General features: G+C 72.2%; 13 protein-coding genes and 1 pseudogene. 8 read left to right on the top strand and 6 right to left on the bottom strand.

The window, feature by feature from the left end:
* Window positions 1-422 precede the first annotated feature (422 nt).
* The 3 genes and pseudogenes from FREUN1FDRAFT_RS14010 to FREUN1FDRAFT_RS14000 all read left to right on the top strand — a co-directional run bounded on the left by FREUN1FDRAFT_RS14010 (window position 423) and on the right by FREUN1FDRAFT_RS14000 (window position 9,626).
* Window positions 423-7,237: pseudogene (locus FREUN1FDRAFT_RS14010) on the top strand (type I polyketide synthase).
* A 233-nt stretch (window positions 7,238-7,470) separates the two neighbouring features.
* The gene (locus FREUN1FDRAFT_RS14005; RefSeq protein ID WP_006540728.1) at window positions 7,471-8,268 is read left to right on the top strand and encodes a hypothetical protein; all 798 of its coding nucleotides are present in this window, start codon (window positions 7,471-7,473) and stop codon (window positions 8,266-8,268) included.
* Between the two features lie 218 nt (window positions 8,269-8,486).
* Window positions 8,487-9,626, top strand: a complete 1,140-nt coding sequence (locus FREUN1FDRAFT_RS14000; protein WP_232295183.1) for an alpha/beta hydrolase fold domain-containing protein — start codon at window positions 8,487-8,489, stop codon at window positions 9,624-9,626.
* A 590-nt stretch (window positions 9,627-10,216) separates the two neighbouring features.
* On the opposite strand, the gene FREUN1FDRAFT_RS13995 is transcribed toward FREUN1FDRAFT_RS14000, so the two are convergent.
* The gene (locus FREUN1FDRAFT_RS13995; protein ID WP_006540724.1) at window positions 10,217-10,405 is read right to left on the bottom strand and encodes a hypothetical protein; all 189 of its coding nucleotides are present in this window, start codon (window positions 10,403-10,405) and stop codon (window positions 10,217-10,219) included.
* 673 nt (window positions 10,406-11,078) lie between these two features.
* Here FREUN1FDRAFT_RS13995 and FREUN1FDRAFT_RS13990 point away from each other — a divergent pair.
* Entirely contained in the window at window positions 11,079-12,224 is a 1,146-nt protein-coding gene (locus FREUN1FDRAFT_RS13990) for an aromatic ring-hydroxylating dioxygenase subunit alpha (RefSeq protein WP_369809794.1), read from the top strand.
* Window positions 12,225-12,433: 209 nt separating this feature from the next.
* On the opposite strand, the gene FREUN1FDRAFT_RS13985 is transcribed toward FREUN1FDRAFT_RS13990, so the two are convergent.
* Both FREUN1FDRAFT_RS13985 and FREUN1FDRAFT_RS13980 read right to left on the bottom strand, forming a co-directional pair.
* Window positions 12,434-14,653, bottom strand: a complete 2,220-nt coding sequence (locus FREUN1FDRAFT_RS13985; RefSeq protein WP_006540722.1) for an NADP-dependent isocitrate dehydrogenase — start codon at window positions 14,651-14,653, stop codon at window positions 12,434-12,436.
* Between the two features lie 283 nt (window positions 14,654-14,936).
* A complete protein-coding gene (locus FREUN1FDRAFT_RS13980; RefSeq protein ID WP_006540721.1) occupies window positions 14,937-18,599 on the bottom strand; it encodes a proline dehydrogenase family protein in 3,663 nt (1,220 codons plus the stop codon).
* A gap of 144 nt (window positions 18,600-18,743) precedes the next feature.
* Between FREUN1FDRAFT_RS13980 and FREUN1FDRAFT_RS43785 the strand changes: the two genes are divergently transcribed.
* Window positions 18,744-19,097 (top strand): hypothetical protein, encoded by a 354-nt coding sequence (locus tag FREUN1FDRAFT_RS43785; RefSeq protein WP_157474765.1) that lies wholly within the window; start codon window positions 18,744-18,746, stop codon window positions 19,095-19,097.
* Between the two features lie 21 nt (window positions 19,098-19,118).
* On the opposite strand, the gene FREUN1FDRAFT_RS13970 is transcribed toward FREUN1FDRAFT_RS43785, so the two are convergent.
* Window positions 19,119-20,729, bottom strand: a complete 1,611-nt coding sequence (locus tag FREUN1FDRAFT_RS13970; RefSeq protein WP_006540719.1) for an endonuclease NucS domain-containing protein — start codon at window positions 20,727-20,729, stop codon at window positions 19,119-19,121.
* 358 nt (window positions 20,730-21,087) lie between these two features.
* Complete coding sequence (locus FREUN1FDRAFT_RS13960) at window positions 21,088-21,342, bottom strand: hypothetical protein (protein ID WP_006540718.1); 255 nt, start codon at window positions 21,340-21,342, stop codon at window positions 21,088-21,090.
* Between the two features lie 131 nt (window positions 21,343-21,473).
* Here FREUN1FDRAFT_RS13960 and FREUN1FDRAFT_RS13955 point away from each other — a divergent pair, with 131 nt between their 5' ends.
* Window positions 21,474-21,701 carry a hypothetical protein gene (locus FREUN1FDRAFT_RS13955; protein ID WP_006540717.1) on the top strand — a complete coding sequence of 76 codons (228 nt, stop codon included), beginning with the start codon at window positions 21,474-21,476 and terminating at the stop codon, window positions 21,699-21,701.
* A 33-nt stretch (window positions 21,702-21,734) separates the two neighbouring features.
* On the opposite strand, the gene FREUN1FDRAFT_RS13950 is transcribed toward FREUN1FDRAFT_RS13955, so the two are convergent.
* Window positions 21,735-22,202 carry a MarR family winged helix-turn-helix transcriptional regulator gene (locus tag FREUN1FDRAFT_RS13950; RefSeq protein WP_157474761.1) on the bottom strand — a complete coding sequence of 156 codons (468 nt, stop codon included), beginning with the start codon at window positions 22,200-22,202 and terminating at the stop codon, window positions 21,735-21,737.
* Between the two features lie 66 nt (window positions 22,203-22,268).
* Between FREUN1FDRAFT_RS13950 and FREUN1FDRAFT_RS13945 the strand changes: the two genes are divergently transcribed.
* Window positions 22,269-22,685 (top strand): organic hydroperoxide resistance protein, encoded by a 417-nt coding sequence (locus tag FREUN1FDRAFT_RS13945; protein ID WP_006540715.1) that lies wholly within the window; start codon window positions 22,269-22,271, stop codon window positions 22,683-22,685.
* Window positions 22,675-23,325, top strand: coding sequence for a TIGR03085 family metal-binding protein (locus FREUN1FDRAFT_RS13940; RefSeq protein ID WP_006540714.1), 651 nt, complete (start codon window positions 22,675-22,677; stop codon window positions 23,323-23,325). Before FREUN1FDRAFT_RS13945 ends, FREUN1FDRAFT_RS13940 begins: the two co-directional genes overlap by 11 nt.
* Window positions 23,326-23,504: the final 179 nt, after the last annotated feature.

Below are 23,504 nucleotides of genomic sequence, written 5' to 3'. Positions count from 1 at the left end.
CCCGACGAAAGCCCTGACCGGCCGGGACCGACGGACCACCGGCAAACCCGTTCGGCGTAGCCCGTCAGCGCCATCGCCGTTTTGAGCCGACGCCGGGCTCCGGCAGAATTCGCGAGTGGCTGCCCACCGACGTAAACCGGCGGCGTGGCCACGGGCCACCCGGAGACGGGATCCAACCTGAACGCTGAAATCCCGGATCGTGGCCCGCGAGAACCTCGGCACGCCGGAACTCACCGCCGGACGTCGGATGCCGGCCGGTTCTCCCGGTGGCATCCGGTCGCGGGAACAGCGGAACCTCTCAGTTTCCGGCAGGCCCCGGGAGTAACTCGAAAGACGACGAAACAATCCCGGAGCCGAAAGGAACCACAAAGAACCGAAAAGCGCCGGACACCTGAAGGCGTCAGCCCCCTCGGGAGGTCCTGATGGACAACAGCAACCCGCAGCCGCACCCGTCCGGCCCGCCCGCCGAGCAGGTCCGGGCCGCCTGGCGGGCCAGGATCGTCCGCCTGGACCCGGCCGACCAGGTGGACGCCCTGCTGGCGCTGGTCGTCGACCACCTGGTCGCGGTGAGCGGCCGCGAGCCGACCACGGTCGACCGCGGTGCGCCCTGGCGAGCGCTGGGCATCTACCGCGGGGCCGCGGACGCCCTGCGCGAGCGGCTGGCCGCGGCGACCGGCGTGGCGCTGCCGGCGACGCTGCTGTTCGAACGGCCGACCCCACGGGCGGTCGCGTCGCATCTGCGCGGTGCGGTCCTCGGCTGGCGCGAGGACGCCGCCCGCGGCGCGTCCTCCCAGTCCGACCCGACGGCCGCCCCGGTGACCACGCGGCTGACCGACCGGGCAGGCGGCCGGGCAGGCGGCCAGGCGACCGGCCCGATGGCCGGTTCGCCAGGCGTTTCGGCGGTCGGGCCGGTGACCGACCCCGTGGTCGTCGTCGGGACCGGGTGCCGCCTTCCGGGCGCGGACTCCGCGGCGGCACTGTGGGAGCTGGTCGCCGCCGGCCGGGACGTCACCGGGCCGCTGCCCGCGGATCGCGGCTGGGACCTCGCCGGCCTGCACCACCCGGACCCGGACCACCCCGGCACCACGTACACCCGCGGCGGCGGCTTCCTACCCGGCATCGATCTGTTCGACGCGGCCTTCTTCGGGATCGGCCCGCGGGAGGCCGTCGCGATGGACCCGCAGCAGCGCCTCATGCTGGAGGTGTCCTGGGAGGCCTTCGAGCACGCCGGGATCGACCCGGTGTCGCTGCGCGGCAGCCGTACCGGCGTGTTCACCGGGGTGTCCCTGCAGGACTACGGGTCGGCCTGGCACCGGGCTCCCGCCGACCTGCAGGGCCATCTGCTGACCGGCAACGCGCTCGGGGTGATCGCCGGGCGGGTCTCCTACACGTTCGGGTTCGAAGGCCCCGCGCTGACCGTGGACACCCAGTGCTCCGCCTCCCTTGTGGCCGTCCATCTGGCCGCGGCCTCGCTGCGCAGCGGGGAATGTGATCTCGCTGTCGCCGGCGGGGTCACCCTCATGAGCACGCCGGCGATGCTGGTCGAGTTCAGCCGCAAACGGGGCCTGGCCCCCGACGGACGGTGCCGGGCGTTCTCCGCCGACGCCGACGGCACCGGCTGGGCCGAGGGCGCCGCGGTGGTCGTCCTGACCCGGCTGTCGCAGGCCCGCGCGCGTCGGCTGCCCGTCCTCGCCGTCATCGCCGGCAGCGCCGTGAACTCCGACGGGGCCAGCAACGGGCTGACCGCGCCCAACGGGCTGTCCCAGCAGCGCCTCATCGCCCAGGCCCTCGCGGACGCCGGCGTGGCGCCCGGCGACGTCGACGCCGTCGAGGCGCACGGCACCGGCACTCCGCTGGGTGATCCCATCGAGGCCCGCGCCCTGCTCGCCGCGTACGGCGATTCCCGACCGCCCGGACGTCCTCTGTACCTGGGCTCGTTGAAGTCCAACATCGGCCACACCCAGGCCGCCGCCGGCGTCGCCGGCCTCATCAAGCTCGTCGAGGCGATGCGCCACGAGCTGCTGCCGGCGAGCCTGCACATCACCGCCCCACCCCGCACGTCGACTGGAGCGGCGGCGCCCTCGAGCTGCTGACCGCGCCGGTCGCCTGGCCGGCGGGTGCCCGCCCGCGGCGGGCCGCGGTCTCCGCGTTCGGCATCTCGGGGACGAACGCGCACGTCATCCTCGCCGAGCCCCCCACAGCACCGCGTATCCCGGACCAGAGCACCCCGGACCAGAGCATCCCGACGCAGAGCATCCCCGCCCAGAGCGCCGGCAGCCGGCACATCGCGCGCCACGGCGGCCGGAGCATGCCGGCGCCGGAGGGATCCGTACCCGCACCGGTGACGGTGGTCGTCTCGGCCCGCGGCGAGACCGCGCTGCGGGCGCACGCGGCGCGACTCGCCGAGCACCTGCGCCGGCAGCCCGAACTGCGCTGCGACGACGTCGCACTCACCCTCAACGGCGGCCGCGCGGCCCTGCCCACCCGCGCGGCGGTCGTGCTCGACGGTCCGTCGTCGGCGCGCACGGCGCAGCTGGCCGGGGCACTCGCCACCCTCGCGGCCGGCGGCACCACGCCGGCGCTGGTCCGGGGCAGCGCCCCGGCCGACCCCACCGGTGCCCGGCCCGCCGTCGCGTTCACCGGGCAGGGCAGCCAGCTGCCCGGTATGGGCGGACGTCTCCACGCCACCTACCCAATTTTCGCGCGCGCCCTCGACACGATCTGCGAGCACTTCGCGCCGCACCTGGACGAGCCGCTGCGCGACGTCATGTTCGCCGCGCCGGGCACCCGCCGCGCCGCGCTGCTCGACGAGACGCTGTACACCCAGTGCGCCCTGTTCGCGTACCAGGTCGCGATGTTCCGCCTGCTCGAGACGTTCGGGCTCGTCCCCCGGCTCGTGCTCGGCCACTCCATCGGCGAGCTGACCGCCGCGCACGTCGCCGGCGTCTGGACGCTCACCGACGCGACCGCGGTCGTCGCCGCCCGCGGCCGGCTGATGGGCGGCGCCCGCCGTGGCGCGATGGCCGCGGTGAGTGCCAGCGAGGACGAGGTGGGCGCCTCCCTGGCCGGTTTCGACGGTGTCGAGATCGCCGCGGTCAACAGCGCCACCTCGGTGGTCATCGCCGGTGACGATGACGCCGTCGCCGCCGTGACCGCGCACTGGGCCGCGCGCGGCCGCCCGACGCGCCGGCTCGCGGTCCGGCACGCCTTCCACTCCGCCCATCTGGACCCGGTCCTGGAACGCTTCGCCGACGTCGTCCGCGGCGTCACCTGCCGCACCCCGACGGTCCCGCTCCTCTCGGCGCTGACCGGACATCTGGCCGGTGACCCGGAGGCACCCGTCCAGGTCACGGAGCCCGGCTACTGGGTGCGCCACCTCCGGGAGCGCGTCCGGTTCCGCGACGCCGTCGCCCGCGCCCGCCGGGTTGGCCCCGCGGCCTGGGTTGAGATCGGTCCACGGGCCACGCTCGCCCTCCACCTCCACGACACCGTGCTCGACGACACCGTGCTCGACGACGGAGTCCTCGATGACGGAGTCGCCGGTGACGGCGTCACCGGAGCCGTCGGAGCCGTCGGAGCCGTCGGAGGTGTCGGAGCCGTCGGAGGTGTCGGAGCCGGTGCGGGCATCGACGGCACCGCCACCCGCGACGGTGGACGGGGGCCGATGCCGCGGCTGGTCAGTGTCGCGGCGAGTGGGCGGTCCGAGCCCGCCGCGCTGCACCACGCCCTCGCCGAGCTGCACACCCACGGCATCGCGATCGCCTGGGAGCCTGCGAACCAGCCCGACCTCCGACCGCAGCCCCAGCTCGATCCGCAGCTCGATCCACGCCTCGATCCGCAGCTCGTCCCCCAGGGGCGTGCCCAGACGTGGGTCGCACGTTCGCCGGGAGCGGCCACCAGGCCGGTGCGGCTGCATCTGCCGAGTTATCCGTTCCAGCGCCGGCGGTACTGGATGGAGCCGTCCGCCCCCGCCGCCGCGCCCCCGGCCGGAGCCCACGGCACGGACAGTTCGGCGCAGACCCCGGGCCCGGCCCGCTACCACACTGCCTGGCGCGCGCTGCCCGACGCCGCCAACGCCGCGCTCACCGGAGCCGCGGCACTCGCCGACGCGGCGGCACTCACCGGCACCGGCGGCTCCGGCTCACCGCTGTCAGGCCCCTGGGTCGTGCTGCGGCCTCCCGCCGGCGTCGGCGACGAGGAGGTCTCCCGCATCCGCTGGATTCTGGAACGCCTCGGTGCCACCACCACCGAACTGAAGCTGGAGCACACCGACGCCGACCGCGCGCGGCTGCGCGCCCGTCTCGACGCCTGCCTTGGCGCCCAGCTCGACGCCCTGAGGGCGCCGGCAGCCACGAGGGCGCCGGCGGCACCGAACTCGCCTGCGGCACCGAACTCGCCGACGACCGCCGTCGGCCGCGGGGGCGTGCTCGCCCTGCTCCCGATGGACACCACGGCGCATCCCGACCACCCGGCGCTGACCACCGGCTTCGCGCTCACCTGCGCGCTCGCGCAGGCGCACCACGACCTCGGGCTGCGGGCACCGCTGTGGGCCCTGACCCGGGGGGCGGTCACCACCGGCACCGACGACCCCGTCCGAGACCCCACCGGGGCGCCCCTGTGGGGGTTGGGACGGACCCTGGCACTCGAACGCCCCGAGGTGTGGGGCGGGCTGATCGACCTGCCTCCCGCGCTGGACGACTCCGCGCTCGCCTGGCTCGGCGCCGCGCTGGCCCTGGGCCAGGGCGAGGACCAGTTCGCCGTACGGACGTCTGCGCTGTTCGTGCCCCGCCTCGTCCACGACGCCACCCCGGCGACCACCACGACCACACCCGGCACGGCGCGCACAGCGGGCACGGCGGGCACAGCGGGCACGGCGGGTCCGTCCACCTGGGACGTGCGTGGCGCGACCGTGCTGGTCACCGGCGGGACAGGGGCGCTCGGCGCGCGGATCGCCCGTGATCTCGCCCGCGCCGGAGCCCGGCGACTGGTGCTCGCGAGCCGCCGGGGCCCGGACGCGCCGGGCGCGGCAGCCCTGCGCGCCGAGCTGGCCGGGCACGGGACCGACGTCGTGGTGCGTCGCTGCGACACCGCCGACCGCGACCAGCTGGCCGCGCTCCTGACCGGCCTCGTCGCCGACCAGGAGGTGCCGCTTCGGGCGGTCGTCCACGCCGCGGGCGTCTTCGGGCCCACCGCGGCGCTGCACGAGCTCGATCTCGACCAGATCGCGGGCGTCCTCGCGCCGAAGGCCGCCGCCGCCGAGCTGACGCACCGGATCGCAGGCGACGTCCCTCTCCTGCTGCTGTCCTCGATCGCGGCGACGTGGGGCAGCTCCGGGCAGAGCGCCTACAGCGCGGCGAACGCCTATCTCGACGCGCTGGCCGCGTTCCGGCTGGCCGCCGGCCTGCCCACCGCCTGCGTCGCCTACGGCCCGTGGGCGGGGTCGGGCATGGCCGCCGAGCCATCCCGGCAGGCGTACCTGCAGCGTCGCGGTCTGCGTCCGCTGCCCGCCGATGACGCGGTCGCCGCGCTGATGGGGCAGGCAACGGACCCGAGCGGAGACGTGGTCACGTTCGCCGACGTCGACTGGGAGCTGTTCCTGCCGGTCTTCACCGCCGCGCGGCCGTCCCGGCTGTTCGACGAGATCACCGCGAGCACAGGTCCCTCCCGGCCCGGCACCACCCAGCCCGCCAACGCCGCCGGCTCGACGGCCACCGCGGGCGGGGCGCCGGGGCAGGCCCGGCAGGCCTGGCCGACCCGGCAGGCCGGAGAGGCCGAGGACACCGCTGAGGCCGCGGACCGCTCCGACCCGGGCCGGCCCACCTCCGTCAGCCTCGGCGCGCTGCCGGCCGCCGAGCGCCGGCGCGTCCTGCACGATCTCGTCCGGGCTGCGGTGGCCGAGATTCTCGGGCATGCCGACCCGGCGGACGTGGACACCGCCCGACGCTTCCTGGAGATCGGCTTCGACTCCGTCGCCTCCGTGCGGCTGGGCCGCCGACTCGCCGAGCTGACCGGCCTTCGGCTGAGCACGACCGTCGTCTTCGAACACCCCACCGTCGCCGATCTGGCGGCCCACCTCGCGGCACTGCTCGCCGCCCGGGCAGCCAGCGCGGACCCGCCCACGAGCGGAGGCGCTGCCGGCGGCCTGGATCGCGCGGCAGGCATGGGCCCGGGGCCGGGACCGGGGCCGGAAATGGGCCGGAGGCCGGGACCGGAAAGCGGGTGGGGCGCGCCGGGCAACCGCGGCGGCATCACCACCGCAGCCGGCTCCGCGCCCGGCGGTGTGCGGGAGCTCTACCGCCAGGCGTGTGCCGACGGCAAGTTCGCGGCGGGAATCGGTGTGCTGCGTGCCGCCGCGCGGCTGCGGCCCACCTTCACCAGCCCGGACGCACTCCCCCACCGGCCATCCCCGGTCACGCTCGCCTCCGGTCCGGCCGGCCCCGCGCTGGTCTGCCTCCCGTCGATGGTGGCCCCGTCAGGACCACACACCTTCGCCCGCCTCGCCCTGCACCTGCACGGCCGCCGGGACGTCCATGCCCTCGCCCACCCCGGTTTCGGTGACGGCGAGCTGCTGCCGGCGACCGCCGATCTCGTCGTCGACCTGCACGCCGACACGATGGCCCGGCATTTCGCGGACGTCCCGGTCGCGCTCGCCGGCTACTCGTCCGGCGGGTGGCTCGCCCACGCCGTCGCGGCCCGGCTGGAGGCACGGGGGATCGCGCTGGCGGCCGTCGTCCTGCTCGACACCTGGCTGCCCGGCGACGCGATCCCCGACGCGGACGTCGCCGAGGAGCTGCGCGGCATCGCCGTCAACGATCAGGCGTTCGCGCTCATGACCGAGGCGCAGGTGACCGCGCAGGGCGCCTACCTGGACCTGTTCGAGGGCTGGCGGCCGACCCCGGTGCGCACACCGATCGTCCTGGTCCGCGCCACCGAGGGCCTCCCCCGCCGCAACGCCGCCTCGGCGTCGCCCACCCCGGCCGAGGCCGCCCACACCCGGGCGTCCCACACCGGGGGCGAACCGAGGCCGACGCCGGCGGGTGCGGTGTCGGCGGCCGGAGCCGACACCTGGGATCTCGACTTCGACCTCGTGCACGCCGCGGGCAGCCACCAGTCGATGCTCAACGAGCACGCCAGATCCACCGCCGACACCGTCCACGCCTGGCTGGACCTCTTCGGCGGACCCCCCGTGGCCGCGGCCGCACACCCCGGATCCATCCCGATCGTTCACTCCCCGTAACGTGCCGAACCGGCAAGCCGGCTGCCACCCTCCTGTCAAGGGCGGCACCACGAGAGGGGCCCGGAAGCCACCCCGCGAAATTGCCCCGGCGGGTATTCCGGGCCCATCCCATGTCCCATGAAAGACATCCGAGGCATGCACTCCCACTCGCTTTTCTCCGGCATGGTGTTCCTTGTCAGCAAGGTATTCACGCAGTTCGCGTGACGGCTGCGCGAACCTCATGGAGGTCGGAGATGGGCAGCATTCGGCAGGGTTGGGGCGGGCGACGACCCGTGCTCGGCGCAATCGCCGCGTCGGCGTTGGCAGCCGTGCTCACGGGATGCCAGGAGGGCTCCCTCACGCTCAGCACGCCGACGGCGTCACCGACCGCCCGACCCGCGACGAAGCCTGCCCCGACCGGGCCGGAAACCCCATCAACGCAGGTCACCGCCGCACCGGCAAGCCAGCTGAGCGCGGCGGACTACGTGCTCGCAGCGGGTCCGGAAACCGCGGGTTTCGAGAGCTCGGGTGGCGCGGACGATCCGGACAGCGACGGCGACAGCGCGATAGAAACCGCTGTCGCCGCCTGCGCCGGTTTCCCGGAATATGACCCGCCGGCACCTTCGGACGAGACCACCGGCGATCTGTTCACCAGCACCGAGGAATCCGAGTTCCAGGCGGTCAGCCGGGCGAAGATACTGCCCGCGAGCCAGATCCGCCAGAACGCCGAGATTGTCACCAGCCCCCTGTTCGGTGACTGCTACCGCGCGGCACTGGAAGAGCAGTTCGCCGGCCCGGACGAGAACGGATACACCTACGAGCTCGTCGCGGTCGAGACCCCGCCCCCGCCGCGCGGGGCCACCGCGCTCATCCGAACCTCACTGGGTGTCACGGACCAGTACGGCACCTACGGCTACGTCCGCGACACGCTCTACTTCTACGTGGGCGAGGTGGCCGTCCAGCTCGAGGTCATCAACGTCCAGAACGTGCCGCCGCCGGACATCGAGCAGGGCTTCGTCGACCAGATCGCCGACCGGCTCACCAACCAGTGAGCCTTCCCCGTCGCCGACCCGGACTCCCGGCAGCCCTGGCCGCGCGCCATTACGCGCGGCACAGGCGGTGACACCGCGCAGAATCCTCTCCCGAGGACACCCGGAATGCCGATCCGGCAGATAGGCGGGTTTCGGGGCCTCGTCACCCGCTTCCGGGGTCACGATGGGCATGGTCTGGGCGCAAGGGGGCGGATTCAGGCTGCGGATGCCCGACACTGGTGCTGGAGGACGCGATGCCCTACCGGTTCGATTCCGAGCGCGCGGCGCTGGTCGAGATCACGCCGTTCGCCGTCCTCGACGACATCACCGCGAGCCGAGCCCGGGCCATGGAGCTGATCCTCGCCGCGACCCGCGAGATCGACCTGACCGGCGTGAACATCACCGACACGAGCGTTCCCGGCCCTCCGGACGCACCGGACGTGGCAGTGCGCATCTACACACCGCTGATCGGCACCCGGCCGACCCCGGCGGTCCTGCATCTTCGTGGCGGCGGATTCGTCGCGGGTGCGCTGGGCACGGACCACCGGGCCAACATCGAGCTGAGCCGGGCGCTCGGCGCCGTCGTGATCTCGGTCGACTACCGCCTCGCCCCCGAGAACCCGTACCCGGCCGCGATCGAGGACTGTTACGCGGCCCTGCTGTGGACCGTCGACCGCGCCGAGCGCCTCGGTATCGATCCCGGGCGGATCGCCGTGCACGGGGTGAACGCCGGCGCCGGCCTGGCTGCGGCGCTGACGCTGCTCACTCGGGACCGCAACGGCCCGGCCCTGTGCTTCCAGTGCCTCTGCCGCCCCGAGCTGGACGACCGACGTGCCGGCGCCACGCCGGCCCCTGTGGATCTCACAGGCCAGGCCCCAGGTGCCCGCTGGGATGCCTATCTGGGCCCGGACCTTGCCGGGACCGCCGATGTGCCGGCCTACGCGGCTCCAGCCCGGGCCACCGACCTGCGGGGGCTGCCCCCGGCCTACGTGTCCGTCCTCGAGGGGGATCGGCGCCGGGACGACGGCGTCGCATACGCCGCGGCGCTCCGCGCGGCCGGGGTACCCGTCCGCCTGCGCCACCAGCCGGCCGCCGCCGCAGCGACCTCAGGTCCGGCCCCGATGCCGACCTCGGCCGCCGCCACCGCGACGGCCACAGCCGCGCCGGCGACAGCGACAGCGGGCGGCTCTCTCGCCGCGGCTGCCGGACGTTGCACCGCCGGCCAGGCTGGCTGGCGCCGGCACCGGGGATCGGTCCCAGGTCACGGCGCCACCGTCAACACCGGCACCACCGGGGCCGCCCATGGCACCCCGTGGGCGGGCCGGGAGCGCGACGACAAGATCACCGCGCTGCGCGCAGCCTTCGGAACGCGGTTCTAGCGTTCCACCCACGTCCCTGCCCGCCCACTCCGGTATCCGAAGAGGCGAAGGGTGATCAGACGAGGATTCTGGTCGCCGCGGAGCCGGGTGGCGACGGCTGAGGTTGCCGCTGACGGGCGACCACGGACCGCCAGGCCGATGTTGATGACCCAGGTCCGCCGCTTCTCAGGGTTTCGCCAATGGGGTTGCATCGGTCCCCGAGGTTGGTGGGATGGGTATCCGGCGCCCCGCGGGGCGGGTGAGAGACGCAACACCCACCGAGGCGTACGACACCGTCGCCCTCATCCTCCTCACCGGCTGCCAGAAGCAGTGAGCGACGGAAACGGCCGGCGGCAAGGACCTACCCGGGCGCCGCATCGGTTCACGAGCTGGTTCTCCGGGAGCTCGTGGTCAACCACGGCTCACAGCCGCGGCGCGGTCGCGGCGGCACCGATTCCGCCGCGACCGCGCCTTCAGGACTCCGTCAATGCGGCTGCACCACCTCGGCTGCACCACTGCGGCCGAGACCGAGACGGCCGGCCGCCGCTGCGAAGCCGAGGCCCGTCCAGGTCCGAGTCCGTTCACCGCTCCAACTGCCACTGCCGAGGCGCTTACCGCGGCGACTTCGCCGGGATACCCCAGTCCTGACGGGCGTAGAGGGCCTGGATGTCCTGCCGCAGGCCCGGCGAGGTGTCCGCCGACTCGAGGATCTCCTCGAACTGGTGACGAACGCGGCGAACGGCACGCCGGGCGGCGAGCTTCCGGTACAGGCCGGAGTGGTCGGAGAAGAAGAGGTTCATGGCTGCCTCCTTGCGACTTGTCCAGCGGCGGCGCTATTTCCACCGCCATATCCATAATGACTCACAATCCCGAAAGAATCCCGGTCGCGAACGTGACGTCCGACGCACTCACGGGGGTCGACCGAGGTCCGGTGTTAGCCACGTCTATGTCGTGGGCCACATTGCGCAGAAATGAGTCCCGGACGCGACAGGAATGCGTGACGGCGATCACTTGCGGGGCATTTCCGTGACCGGCGTCACGGTCGGCGGAAACCTCGTCCGCGTGAACGGTGGACGGGCAGACCCACCTGACCGGGCGCCTTTTCGCCGGCGGCAAACGCACCAGGAGCCCGCACCGTGATCCGGGCCACACGGTGCCGCCGCCACCGCACCGGGGAGCGCGTCGCGCGACCGCGACGCGGATCCCCGCCGTTCGCCACAGATCACAGCACGGCAGAGCCATCCACCGCCCGGCAGGCCGCCCGCACGCCTCGCTGTGACGGCGGAGCCGCCCCGTTCGCCCCAGTCGCCCCACAGGCCCGTGACGCACAGGAGTGCCACCCTTCCTGTCCGGCTGGGAACTTAGGCCCGTCAGGAACCGTTCGTGGTAGGCACATACAATTCAGGCTACTGATCGCGTCGGGCCGCCCGGGCCTGCGGGCTGGCGACGTCATCGATTCTGGGGAGGCCTCACATCGACCGCGACGAACTCGTCGATCTCACCCGACGGGCGCTGAAGACAGCAATCGACAGAACCACCGACATGACACCTGCAGAAGGTGGCGTGGCCGCCCAGGCATATACCTGCTCGGAACAGTTCGAAAAAGAACGCGAGCTCGTCCGGCGGTCACCGCAGCTTGTCGGCTACAGTTCCGAGCTGCCCGCGGCCGGCAGTTACTGCACAAAGACGGTGATGGACGTCCCGGTGCTGCTGACCCGCGGCACGGACGGCGCGATCCGCGCCTTCGAGAACATCTGCCTGCATCGTCAGGCCCCGCTCGCCACCGGCTGCGGCACGGCCGAACGCTTCGTCTGCCCCTGGCACGCCTGGACGTATGACGCACACGGCGCTTTCGTCGGCGGTCCGGGGCGGGAGGGCTTCCCGGCCACGCTCGGCGGAAAGGCCCAGCTCACCGAGCTGCCCGCGGCCGAGCACTCCGGCTTCCTGTGGGTCGGGCTGGATCCCCAGGCCGGCCCGCTGGACGTCGACGCGCATCTGGGCCCGCTGGGCCCGGAACTGGCCTCCTGGGGAATCGGGAACTGGGCGCCGGTCGGCGAAAAGGTTCTCGATGCGCCGGTCAACTGGAAACTGGCGCTCGACACCTTCGCCGAGAGCTACCATTTCGCCACGGTGCATCGGGACACCTTCGGCCAGATCACGAAGAGCAACTGCGCCCTGTTCGATTCCTTCGGTCGCCACCACCGGCTGATCTTCCCGATGAGGCACATCACCGACCTGGCGAACCAGCCGGAGCAGGAGTGGGTGCCGCTGAACAACCTCGTGTTGATCTATGCCCTGTTCCCCAACATCGTTCTGTCGGTCACCGTCGCCAACGGGGAGATCTTCCGGGTGTATCCGGGGGAGCGCCCGGGTCATTCGGTGACCGTCCACCAGAACGCGTCGTCGATGGACGTGAGCGAGCCGGGAATGGCCGAGGCCGCCCGGAGCATCTTCGAGTACGCCCACGGTGCCGTGCGCGACGAGGACTACGCGCTGGCCGCCCGGGTGCAGGCGAACCTGGCCTCCGGCGCGCGGGCGAACCTGGTGTTCGGCCGGAACGAGCCCGGGCTGCACCACCGCCACGACGTCCTCGCGGACGCCCTCGACGGCGGCCGCTGAACCGCGGTCGCTCAACCCGCTGAACCGCGGTCGCTCAACCGTGGCCGCTGGAACCACCCGGTCGGAACCACCCGGTCGCGCCGCTGAACCGCCGGCTCGCGGTGCCCCCGCGGCAGCGGAACGGGCCCTCAACCGGCGGTTGAGGGCCCGTTCCGGGCAGTACGCGGACCCAGTGCGGATCCAGCCGGTGGAGCTCGGTCTGCCGGCTGTCAGGCCAGAGTGGCGACGGCCTCGTTGAAGGTCGCCGACGGACGCATCACCGTCGCGGCCTTCGCCGGGTCGGGCTGGTAGTAGCCGCCGATGTCGGCGGGCGAGCCCTGCACGGCGAGCAGCTCGTCCACGATCGCCTTCTCCTGCGTCGAGAGCGTCTCGGCGAGGCCGCTGAACGCCTGCGCGAGCTCGGCGTCGGCGCTCTGGCCGGCCAGCTCCTGTGCCCAGTAGAGGGCCAGGTAGAAGTGGCTGCCGCGGTTGTCGATACCGCCGACGCGGCGGGTCGGCGACTTGTCCTCGTTGAGGAAGGTCGCGGTGGCGCGGTCGAGGGTGTCGGCGAGCACCTGGGCGCGGGCGTTACCGGTGGTCTGGGCGAGCTGCTCGAAGCTCACCGCCAGGGCGAGGAACTCACCGAGGCTGTCCCAGCGCAGGTAGTTCTCCTTGACCAGCTGCTGGACGTGCTTGGGCGCCGAGCCACCGGCGCCGGTCTCGAACAGGCCGCCGCCGTTCATCAGCGGCACGACCGAGAGCATCTTGGCGCTGGTGCCGAGCTCCAGGATCGGGAACAGGTCGGTGAGGTAGTCACGCAGCACGTTGCCGGTGACCGAGATGGTGTTCTCACCGCGGCGGATGCGCTCCAGCGAGAAGGTGATCGCGTCGACCGGCGCCTTGATCTCGATGGTCAGGCCGTCGGTGTCGTGTTCGGTCAGGTAGGTCCGCACCTTGGCGATGAGCTGGGCGTCGTGCGCGCGGGTCTCGTCGAGCCAGAACACCGCCGGGTCGCCGGTGGCGCGGGCGCGGCTGACGGCGAGCTTCACCCAGTCGCGGATCGGGGCGTCCTTGGTCTGGCAGGCGCGGAAGATGTCGCCGGCACTGACCGTCTGCTCCAGCACGACGGTGCCGCCGGTGTCGACGAGCCGCACGGTGCCGGTGGTCTGGATCTCGAAGGTCTTGTCGTGGCTGCCGTACTCCTCGGCCTTCTGGGCCATCAGGCCGACGTTGGGCACCGAGCCCATCGTCGCCGGGTCGTAGGCGCCGTGCGCGCGGCAGTCGTCGAGGACCGCCTGGTAGATGCCCGCGTAGCTGCTGTCGGGCAGGACGGCGAGGGTGTCGGCCTCGGCGCCGTCCGGTCCCCACATGTGGCCGGAGGTCCGGATCATCGCCGGCATCGACGCGTCGACGATGATGTCGCTGGGGACGTGCAGGTTCGTGATGCCGCGGTCGGAGTCGACCATGGCCAGGGCCGGGCCGCTCGCCAGCTCCGCCTCGAAGGACGCCTTGATCTCCGCGCCCTCCGGCAGTGCCTCCAGGCCCTTGAAGAGGCCGCCGAGACCGTCGTTCGGGGTGAGGCCGGCGGCGGCGAGGACGGCGCCGTGGCGGGCGAACGTCTCGGGGAAGAACGCCCGTACCACGTGGCCGAAGATGATCGGGTCGGAGACCTTCATCATCGTGGCCTTCAGGTGCACGGAGAACAGCACGCCCTCGGCCTTGGCCCGGGCGACCTGCGCGGTGAGGAACTCACGCAGCGCGCCGACGCGCATTACGGAGGCGTCGACGACCTCGCCGGCCAGCACCGGCACCGACTCGCGCAGGATCGTGGTGGTGCCGTCGTCACCGACCAGCTCGATGCGCAGCGCGCCGTCCGCCGCGATCACCGTGGCCTTCTCGGTGCTGCGGAAGTCGTCGGCGCCCATGGTGGCGACGTTCGTCTTCGAGTCCGCGCTCCACGCGCCCATGCGGTGCGGGTGGGTCTGCGCGTAGCCCTTGACCGAGGCGGGGGCACGCCGGTCGGAGTTGCCCTCGCGCAGCACCGGGTTGACCGCGCTGCCCTTGATCTTGTCGTACCGGGCGCGGACCTCGCGCTCCTCGTCGGTCTTCGGGTCGTCGGGGTAGTCCGGCAGCGCGTACCCCTGCTGCTGCAGCTCGGCGACCGCGGCCTTCAGCTGCGGGATGGACGCCGAGATGTTGGGCAGCTTGATGATGTTCGCCTCGGGCGTCTTCGCCAGCTCACCGAGCTCGGCGAGCGCGTCATCGATGCGCTGGGACGGTTCGAGGTGCTCCGGGAAGCTGGCGATGATCCGCCCGGCCAGGGATATGTCACGACTCACGACCTCGACCCCGGCCGTCGACGCGTACGCCTGCACCACCGGCAGGAACGAGTACGTCGCCAGGGCCGGCGCCTCGTCGGTCAGCGTATAGATGATCACCGAATCAGTCACCGAAACTCCGCTTCGCGTCTACTACTGCGTGTCGTATCAAGGTATGCCCTGCCCGTCCCGCACCCACCGGCCGGACGTGGGCGCGTGTGGTACAGCTCGCGCCGCTCGTCGCGACCGTCGCACGACCGCACCCGGGCCCGTCCGGTCTCCGACCTGGCACACGAGGATTCAGAATAGTTAGGTGAGCTTAAGATTTTTACCGTGATGTCGCCTTGCACGCATCTTCTACGGCCGTCGGTGGCACGACTCAGACATGTCCGATCGCTCTGACCAGTCTGGTGACTCAGACCAGTCCGGCGACGAGGTCGTCCGGGGCTCCGAACCGGTGCGCGGTCACGCTGATCGACTGCTCCCGCAGGAACGGCAGTAGTTCCAGCCGGCCGGACTCCGTCACCGGACCCGCGTGCACGACGATCCCGGGCCGGCCCCGGGTCACGTCCGCCAGCGCGCGAGCTGCCCGCGCCAGCGCGTCGGCGTCCCGGCCGGTCACCCGGACCCGCAGCTCGCGCCCCCTGGCCGCGGCCCGTGCGACCTCGGCCAGCCATTCGCCCTCGGCCGCGAGCCGCCAGGGAACGCCCAGTTCACGCAGCGCTGACCCCAGGCCTGCGGGCGGCTCCACCGCAGCGGTCACCCGGATCGCCGAGCCGGCCAGCAGGCCCGCCGCCACCACCCGCACCAGGGCGACGAACCCCTCGTCCACGAGCCGGACCTCGACCGGCACGGGTCGATACCGCAGCACGTTGCGCTCGGCGACGAGCCCACCCACCTCACGCGCGACGCCGTACTCGTGCGCCCAGGCCGCGGCGTCGCTGCGGAGCGCTCGTTCGAGGCCGACGATCTCCTCCGCGGCCTCCCCGGCCAGGGGAGCCCGCCGGACCGCGGCCAGCAGCTGACCGGCGACCGGAGCCGGAGCCGGAGCCGGAGCCGGCCTAGGCGTAGGCGTAGGCGTCGCGTCGGCGGCGGTACTCGGCGTGCTCGCCCAGGTTCCGAGGGCCAGCAGGTAGGACGGACCTCCGGCCTTGGTTCCGGGCCCGACCGCCGAACGCTTCCACCCCCCGAAGGGCTGACGCCCCACGATGGCGCCCGTGATGCCCCGGTTGACGTAGAGGTTGCCGGCCTCGACGTGCCGCAGCCAGTACTCGATCTCCACCCGGTCACGCGAGTGCAGCCCCGCGGTCAGCCCGAATTCGACGCCGTTCTGGAGCTCGACGGCCGTCGCGAGATCAGGCGCGGCCATGATCCCCAGCACCGGGCCGAAGTACTCGGTGCGGTGGAACTCCGAGCCCCGGGCCACTCCGGTGCGTACCCCCGGCGACCATAGCCGGCCCTCGCCGTCGAGCCGGCGTGGCTCCACGATCCACCGCTCGCCGGGCCCGAGCGTCGTCAGCGCCCGCAGCAGCTTCCCGGCGGCCGGCTCGACGAGTGGCCCCATCTGGGACGTCGGGACGTGGGCCGGCCCCACGACCAGTGAACGCACCGCGTCCACCAGCTGGTCATGCAGCCGGCGTGACCGGGCGGCCGAGCCGACGAGGACGAGAAGGGACGCGGCGGAGCACTTCTGGCCGGCGTGGCCGAAGGCGGAGGCGACGACGTCGCGCACCGCCAGGTCGACATCCGCGCTCGGCGTCACCACGATCGCGTTCTTGCCGCTGGTCTCGGCGAGCAACGGCAGATCATGCCGCCAGGAGCGGAACAGCTGCGCGGTCTCGAACGCCCCGGTCAGCAGCACCCGCTCGACCCTCGGGTCGCTCACCAGCGCCTGCCCCAGCTCCCCCTCATCCACATACACCAGCTGGAGGACGTCGCGCGGCACACCGGCGTCCCACAGCGCCTGGGTCAGCACCGCACCGCACCGGCAGGTCTGGCCGGCAGGCTTCAGCACCACCGGCGAGCCGGCGGCGAGCGCCGCGAGCGTGGAGCCGGCGGGGATCGCGACCGGGAAGTTCCACGGCGGTGTCACCACGGCGAGGCGGGAGGGGGTGAACACCGCCCCGTCGACGTGATCGAGCTCCACCGCCCGGTCGGCATAGTAACGGGCGAAGTCCGCTGCCTCGGAGACCTCCGGATCGGCCTGGTCGAAGGTCTTGCCGGCCTCGGCGACCATGACCTCGATCAGCTCGGCGCGACGGCTTTCCAGCTGGTCGGCGGCGCGACGCAGCACCTTCGCGCGGCCGGCGCCGCCGAGCGCGGCCCAGCCGGGCCCGGCCGCCACAGCACCGGCGAGGATGTCGTCGAGCTCGGCGGGCGTCCACACGGCGGCCCGCTCGACCAGATCCGCGCCGAGGGCGGACGTCCCGGCCCGTGCCAGGATGCGCCGCGCCCACGCCCGGTTCGCCGCCAACGACGGATCCGTGTCCGGCGCGTTGCGGAAGCCCGCCCCGGCGTCGGTCTCGGTCTCGGTCTCGGTCTCGGTCTCAACGTCAGCGTCGATGTCGATGTCAGGCACCGACACGGACCGCAGCTGCCGGTTCTGGGTGCGGCGGGCAGCCTGCGGGACCGCCGCCTCCGCCTCCAGCCGGGCCACCGACGCCCGGAACCGCCGCTCTTCCCGCGCGAACAGCAGGCCGCCGCCACCACCGTCGCCGCCGCTGCCGCCGGCGTTGTCACCGGCCAGGTCAAACATCGCCGACAGGAAGTTCTCCTGGCTGGCGCCCTCCTCCAGCCGCCGGACCAGGTAGGAGATGGCGACGTCGAACTCTGCGGGCCGCACGGCCGGGGTGTAGAGGAGCAGGCCGCCCACCTCGCGGGCCACCACCCGGGCCTGCGCCTGCGCCATCCCCCGCAGCATCTCGAACCGCAGACCGCCCCGGACTCCGCGGCGCCCGGCGAGCACCCAGGCGAAGGCGAGATCGAACAGGTTGTGCCCGGCGACCCCGATACGGACCGCGTCCACACGCTCCGGCCGCAGCGCGTGGTCCAGCAGCCGCTTGTAGTTGGCGTCGGTCTCCTCCTTGGAGCCGTACGGCGCCGCCGGCCAGCCGCGCAGCGATGCCTCGACGTGTTCCATCGGCAGGTTCGCGCCCTTCACGATCCGCACCGTGATCGGGGCACCTCCGGCCGACACCCGCTTCGCGCTCCACTCCCCCAGCCGGACCAGCGCTCCCAGCGCGTCGGGCAGGTACGCCTGCAGGACGATCCCGGCCTCCAGCCGGCGCAGGTCCGGCCGGTCGAGCAGCCTGGTGAAGACCGAGATCGTCAGATCCAGATCCCGGTACTCCTCCATGTCCAGGTTGACGAACGTGGCCGGGCGGGTCCCCGCCGCCCGTGCGTACAGCGGGTGAAGCGCGTCCACTACCTGGGCCACCGTCTCCTCGAACGCCCAGGGCGCATGCGGTGCGGTGCCCGCCGACACCTTGATCGACACATGGTCGACGTCCGGCCGCTCGACAAGGGCCATCGTGCCCGCCAGCCGCCGCGCCGCCTCCCGCTCACCGAGGACCGCCTCACCCAGCAGGTTCAGGTTCAGCCGCACACCCGGCTCACGCACCGCCGCGATCGCGGGCCCCAGCCGCCGCTCGGTCGCGTCGACGACCAGATGCCCCACCATGCCCCGCAGCGCCCGGCGCGCCACCGGGATCACCAGCCCCGGCGCCACCGGCCCCGCCACCCCGCCGACCCGGACCGCGGCCCGCAGATACCAAGGCAGGAACCCGGGCGCGGACGGCGCGAGCCGGGCCAGGTTCCGCGCCGCGACCCGCCTGTCCTCGGGCCGGATCACCCCGTCGACGAACCCCACCGTGAACGCCAGGCCCCCCGGCTCCCGCAGCACCCCTGCCAGCCGTGCGGCGGCGGCGTCCACCGGCTCGTCCGCCGCCTCGGCGGCCCAGCGGCGGACGAGCCCCACGGCCTCCTCGGCCACCGCGGACAGCTCGGACACGGTGGTGCTGTGAGCCGCGGTCATCGGCACTCCCAGGTTCTCGTCGCCGGCACCGGTCGCCGGTGCCATGAGCCCTACCCGGTAGGAACCCTTCCAGTGTCACGGGCCTGCCCCGGCCCTGCGACTCACTCCGCGTGCCCCGTCCACCCCGGTGCCCGCGCTTCGACCCCCGACCTTCAAGATCAACAAAGTGACACGGGAACGTCAACAGCGTTGACTATCTACGTTCCCCACAACGGTCCCACCGCCGTCGCCGCGCGGTCATTCCCGCTCGGCGAGCCAGGCTCTGCGGGCCCGCCCGGCACCGTCGGGTTCGGGGATGCCGACGTCGACCACCGGACGTCCGCCGAGGGGCTGGTCGAGGTACACCACAGTGCTCCACCGGCGGCTGGCGGCCTGGCGGCCTGGCGGTACATCCTGCCCAGGCGGCACCCGTCCGGCAAAGTCCGCACCGGCCCCGTACCGAAGGACGTCGGCCCGTCCGGGCCGAAGGCGAGCCAGGCCCGGACGGTGACCCGTTCCGCGGTCTGCTCGACGTCGAAACCGGCCAGCATCTCGTCCCGGTAGCCGCTGCCGGTACACCACAGTTCACGGCCGTCGGCGGTGACCGAACAGGCACCCACCGTGCTCTGCCATCGGTGCCGCGCCTCGATCATCGGCCCGGTCGCCCGCCAGCGGTGGTTCATGCCGATCGAGCCACTCGTCGAAGGTACCAGGCCCACCGGTGAATGCCGCGGGCACCCGCCGGACCAGCGCACCGCCCTCCATGTCGAGAAAGCGGCGCGACGTCTGCCCGCCGATCACCTCGAAAACGGCGTACCTCAGCCCGAGTAGGCGCAGAAAGTGCTCGTCCAGCTGCCAGGCCAGGCCAGCGTTGCGAGCGATGACCCATTTTTCCACAGTGCCGAAGGACAGTTCAAAGGCACTGGGCGGATCCATGCCCCTGTCGTAGGCCATGAGTCCGCCGTATAGAGACCGGCGCGGCTGATCTGGCACGGCGGCGACGCACCGCAGCATCGGTATGAAGTCGTTGATGCGCCCCGGCCACCCAAACGCCACTGTCGCTGGAAAGTCACAGGGATTGTAGACATGCGCGAGCAGATTGGTGCTCGCGCTGCGATCCGCCAACTCCTGGCACCACGCCGCGACGATGGGGGCCCACGTCGGGTTTGCCGAGAGGGCGAAATCGATGCGTTCGAGACAGCGCGTCCATCGCGCGGCGTGATCCGCGCGCGCCACACCGGTGAACTTGACGTCAGAAAGCCCTCCCGCCGAGGAATCGAGAACGAGGTCTTCCTTCGGGAAGATCAGCTCATCCTCGTACACACCGGTACGGCGTGGCGCTCCGACCGACCAGTCGGGATCACTGACCAGCTGCGAGAGGGCGTGGGGGTGGCCTTTTTCCAGAACGAATGGAACCGGGGAGGAGCACAGCCGCACCAGCGCCTCGTACTCCGTCTCATAGCCCGGCGGGGCATCCGAGATGCCAACCGCAGCCTCGCCGCGCGCGAACTCACCGTCGAAGATCCCGCGACCGCCCGCCACCCGACTCAACTGGCCCGTCAGAACCGAATTCATACGGCCGAGAACGAGATATATTCCGTTGTCGTAGACGGGGTGAGTGACGTCGAATCCGACGAAATCGCGGGCGCCGAACGCCCGGAGTTTCTCGACCATCCACCGCCAGACAGCATCGAGGTCACCGGTTCTGGACTGAACGAGAAGCTGCACCGGTGTCAGGCTGCGCACGGTCGCTTCCGAAAACGGCTTCATCTGCTCGACAGCGGCTGGCGTCACGCCGTCACTCTCCAACACGAGGCGGTACCCTCGAAGGTCAGCAGACCATTCGCGAGCCGCCTGGCTAAATGCCAGGTGGAGTTCGTGCCACTCGACCGCCACCACGACAACACGCAGGTCGGCATCACCGAGCCCCCTCTCCCGCCGGAAGAGTTCCACGTATTTGTGCAGCTCGTGCAGGGCAGTTCGCGCCGCAGAGTCAGTGCGCTTCAACTCGATGATCACGTAACAGCCATCAGAGTCCCTCGCGAGAATATCTATACGGCCACCCGCCCCGACCCCACTCTGGATCCGATACTCGGTCGCCAGGCATCTCAGGCCCTTTTCGACAAGATCGAGACGGAGCGCCAGGGCGTCCCTTATCGCATCCTCGCGTGGCCTGCTCACGCCAGCACCGCTCATCACTCCTCAAGGTGACGGTCAGCCGACAGCGCAGGTCGGGGTTCCCCCGGACCTCGGTACGGGGGACCTACAGATTCAACGGGTTCCTGGTCGCCGCCGCCGGCTGTCCTTCTCGGTTCCGGAAGCATACGGATATGCGGCTGGACAGCCTCGACAGGGCATACCGAGGGCCACAGCCCCCACACCGGGTCGACCGACCGTTGTCCTTGTTGTCGAACGATGTTCTTCAGCATTCCCAGTCCGTCAGGCTGAGGGTGAGGCATACGGGCAGGCCGCTCTGGACCCGCTGACCTGGGACACGCCGGTCGGAGGGGTAGGCGCGATTCTGCAGTGGGACGACCCGTAGCCCCCGGCCCGGTCAGACATCAGTGGATGGCAGGGTGTTCCGGCGGCCCGCCTCGACGAGGTGGCCGAGTTCCCGGACGGCGTCCAGCGTCGGCCAGCGGGCGTCCAACTGCCGCCACATCTGCGCGGACACGTCCGCGACCCAGCTCGTTCGCTGCGCCCCGACAGCGTCGAGTGCGGAGCGGGCAGCGTCGGCGGCCCGCTCCGGGTCCGGTTCGGGACGGTGCAGGTAGCTGCGTGCGAGGGCGTTGAACGAGCCGCCGAGCATTCCAGCCTGGCCGGTGCCGGTGTAGACCTCGACGGCCCTGCCGGCGTGTTCCTCGGCGGCCGGATCTGCGAGGGCGGACAGGATCGCCGCGGTCTGCGCGCGTGCCAGCTTCTCGTCGACGGAAACGCGGAATGAGGATTTTCCCCTGCTCGACCTTGATCAACCTCGGCCGGTCGATCTTCAGGGTGCGAGCGAAGGCCAGTTTCGGGCCGCCCACGACGATTCCGGTGCTCTTCTGTCGTCGTTCACCGTTCGCCTGGACACGGCGCGCCGATTCGCCGATGGGCACGCTGGGCGCCGCGATCATCCTCTGCCAGGCCGCCCGCGAGGCCAGCGCGGCCGACGAGACCGACGTCTGAGAACGAGGCGGCAGCTCAGGTCAAGGCCTGGCGTCAGGTCGATGCCTGGATTGACTCTGTGAGCGCCGTCAGGTCTCGGATGAGCTTCTGGGCGGTGTCGATGTCGATGCCGTAGCGCTGGAAGAGGCGCAGTGGGACCTCCGCCGCCCGGGCGCGCAGCTCGCGCCCGGGCTCGGTCAGGGCGATGAGGACGCGGCGCTCGTCCGCCCGGTCGCGGGTGCGGGTGGCCAGGCCGAGATCCTCGAGGCGTTTGAGCAGCGGGGTGAGGGTGCCGCTGTCGAGGTGCAGCCGGGCGCCGATGTCACCGACCGCGAGCGGTGCGTCCGCCTCCCACAGCACGAGCATGGTGAGGTACTGCGGGTAGGTGAGGCCGAGCTCGGCCAGCTCAGGCCCGTAGGCACGGGTCGCGGCCCGACTCGCCGCGTACAGCGCGAAGCAGAGCTGGTTGCCCAGCTCCAGCTGGGGTAGGCGTTCCGCCACGCCACCGACAGTAGCAGACATCTCTTGCATCATTAGATTGTGCGCAATATGGTTTGATGCAATCTATCTACAAGGAGCCAGAAGATCATGGATGCTCTCTACACGGCGATCGCAACCGCCTCCGGAGATGGCCGCAACGGCCACACCGAGAGCGAGGACGGCCTGCTCAACGTCGACGTCCGTATCCCCAAGGAGATGGGCGGCCCCGGCGGCGCCACCAACCCCGAGCAGCTGTTCGCCGCCGGCTACGCCGCCTGCTTCCACTCCGCGCTCAAGCTCGTCGGCAAGTCCGCGTCCGCCGACCTGGAGGGGTCGCAGGTCTCCGCCAGCGTGTCCCTCGGAACCCTGCCCACCGGCGGGTTCGGTCTCGCGGTCGAGCTCGACGTCCACATCCCCAAGCTCGACCGCGCGACGGCCGAGACGCTCGTCCAGCAGGCGCACGGCGTCTGCCCGTACTCGAACGCCATCAGCGGCAACGTGGAGGTCGACCTCAATGTCGTCTGAGGAAGCGGCGGAGCCCGCCGGCGGAACCGGCCGGGCGCGGGTCGAGCGGGCCCTGCTGGCTGATCTGCTCACCGAGGTCGGGCCGGACCGGCCGACCCTGTGCACCGGCTGGACGACCCACGACCTCGTCGCCCACCTCGTGACCCGCGAGCGCGTCCCCCGCGCCGGGCCTGGCCTGGTGATCCCCGCCCTGCACGGCGTCACCGAACGTGCCGAGCGCTCGACGGGGCAGGCGCACAGCTTCGCGGAGCTGGTGGAACTGTTCCGAAGCGGGCCCGCGCGATGGAACCCGGCCCGGCTGCGCCGTTTCGACGACGCGACCAATGTCAACGAGTTCTACGTCCACTACGCCGATGTGGACCGCGCCGTCCCGGGCTTCACCCCGCGGGCGCTCGACCCCGTGTCGCGGGAGCGCGTCTGGTCGGCGGTGCGGCTGCTCGGGCGCACCGGGTACCGCGGCACCGGCGCGGAGGTGATCGCCGAGCGCACCGACACCGGCGCCCGGCGGGTCCTGCGCCGCGGCACCTCGACGGTGATCGTCGCCGGGCTGCCGGAGGAGATCCTCCTCCACGCCTTCGGGCGGCGCACGGCGGCGCAGGTGGACGTCCAGGGCGCTCCCGAGGCCGTCGCCTCCCTGTAGCGGGGAACCGGCTGACGCGCCGCAGCCATCCCGCAGGATCCGCACAGCGCACCACACCGGGCCGGCACGCCGCCGGTGGATTGCCCGTGACCGGGCGACCCACCGGCCGTGACCGGACCTGACGAGACAGTAGCCGCCGAGGGTTTCCGGACCGAGGCGATGCTTGCGGAACCGCGAAC

It is taken from the genome of Parafrankia sp. EUN1f (assembly GCF_000177675.1).
In the GTDB taxonomy this organism is placed as follows: Bacteria; Actinomycetota; Actinomycetes; order Frankiales; family Frankiaceae; genus Parafrankia.
The sequence above is the reverse complement of the archived record's forward strand: the minus strand, read 5'-3'. Positions and strand labels throughout refer to the sequence as shown.